This is a genomic window from Burkholderia sp. Se-20373 (assembly GCF_017104705.1).
Classification (GTDB): Bacteria; Pseudomonadota; Gammaproteobacteria; order Burkholderiales; family Burkholderiaceae; genus Burkholderia.
On record NZ_JAAGPH010000333.1, the window covers coordinates 1 to 1,634 of the forward strand.

At 62.1% G+C, this 1,634-nt stretch carries 1 protein-coding gene; it reads right to left on the reverse strand.

Going from position 1 to position 1,634, the window contains the following annotated elements:
- Positions 1–116 precede the first annotated feature (116 nt).
- On the reverse strand, positions 117–1,532 hold the full coding sequence (locus G3N96_RS38600) for an ISNCY family transposase (RefSeq protein WP_206140482.1): 1,416 nt from the start codon (positions 1,530–1,532) through the stop codon (positions 117–119).
- Positions 1,533–1,634: the final 102 nt, after the last annotated feature.

Below are 1,634 nucleotides of genomic sequence, written 5' to 3' on the forward strand. Positions count from 1 at the left end.
TGTCATACCCGGATTCAGATGTCGTAGCACCAGCTAAATACAGATGTCGCATGTTTCATCGGTTTTCCGTCCTTCAGCGTTGAAGCGCCGAGCTTGAAGCAGCAGGGCGCTTACGTTCAGCCGCGGGCCTTGGCAGACCGCCGCTCAGTTTGTGCTTTTGACGCAACTTCCAGAATCGCCGTCTCCATGTCAGCCACCGTGAACCGGCGGGGTTTCTTCGTGCCGGGTTGCGCTTCATTTGCCCGCACCGGCAGCCCGCGATGCGTTCGCGATGGCGCGGTTCCGATCCGCCGGTTGTCGCGCTGCGCCTGAAACGCTTGTGCCACCTGCAATGCATGGCTCAAGCGCTTGTGATCCACGATCGCGCCTTGATCCACTTCAGCCAGCCGGTCATAGGACTGGGCCGGCAGTATCTGACCCGCTGCCCGAATCTCGATGCGTCCGTCCGGGTACTCCCACACCTCGACGTCGCGATGTATCCACGCCCGATTCCCCGGCGTATCGTCCAGCAGGTACAGCACGCGGTCGTACTGTACCGTCAGCGCCTTGGTTACCCGGCGTGTCTCGCGCCAGGTCAGCAGCCGATCCAGATCCTCGTCGGACCGCAGCGGTCGATGCGCATCAAAGCCGCTCTTCGGTGGCTTCGCGAAGCGCTCGTTATACATGGCCATGAAGGAGGGCGCGTAAGCGTTCGCGTCGGCGACCGTGCTGATGCCGCGCAGTCTCAACTCCTTGACGAGCCGATCCTGCAGCGTCAAGTGCGCTCGCTCGACACGTCCCTTGGCCGAGCTGCTGTTCGCGCAGAACGTGTCAATGTTCAGCTCGTACATCGCCCGACCGAAGTGCGTCACGCTTTGGCCTGTCTTGCTGGCGCTCGTATTGCGGAACACGCTGTACTTGTCGCTGTAAAACGCCACCGGCTTGCCATGGCGCTCCAGATACGCTCGCGTGGCCTCGAAGTAGCTGAACGTCGACTCGGTCTGCGTGAAGTGCAGCATCATCAGCCGGCTCGTCGCGTCGTCCACGTACACCAGCAGCGTGCAGGCCGGCGCCCGTTCCTCGAACCACCGATGATCGCAACCATCGATCTGGATTAGTTCACCCAGACACGCCCGGCGCGCTCGCGGCTGGTAGACCTTCGGCGGACGCTGCCGGCGCGGAATCCACAAACCTGCGTCTGTCATCAGCTTCCTAACCGTCTCCTTGGCCAGCCGAATGCCGTGACACTCCCAGAGCTTCTCGCAGGCCAGCGTCGGCCCAAAATCCGCGTAGCGCTCTCGAATAATGGTCAGGGCGCGTAGCGCTAGTCCTTCGTCGAGCTTGCGGTTGCCTGGCCGGCCACGACGGCCCGAAGCGACGCCGCCAGGTCCGTGCTCTCGATACCGGATGACCAGCCGTTCCACCTGGCGCACGCTCAGGCCCAGCCGTTCGGCTGCACGTCCCGGCTTCAAGCCCGTGTCCACCACAGCCTGGATCACCTTGAGTCGATCAAGCTCTCGCATCGTCAGTGTCACCAATCCGGCTGGCTGCATGGTCGGCTCCGCGCTCGCTCAACGAGCCGTCCAGCATGCCAGCAGTCAAAAACACGACATCTGTAAATAGCCAGAACACGACATTAGGATATGGCTGCTACA

Excerpts from the sequence above, each read along its gene's own strand:
- G3N96_RS38600 (WP_206140482.1), bottom strand. The coding sequence starts at position 1,532 with ATGCAGCCAGCCGGATTGGTGACACTGACGATGCGAGAGCTTGATCGA.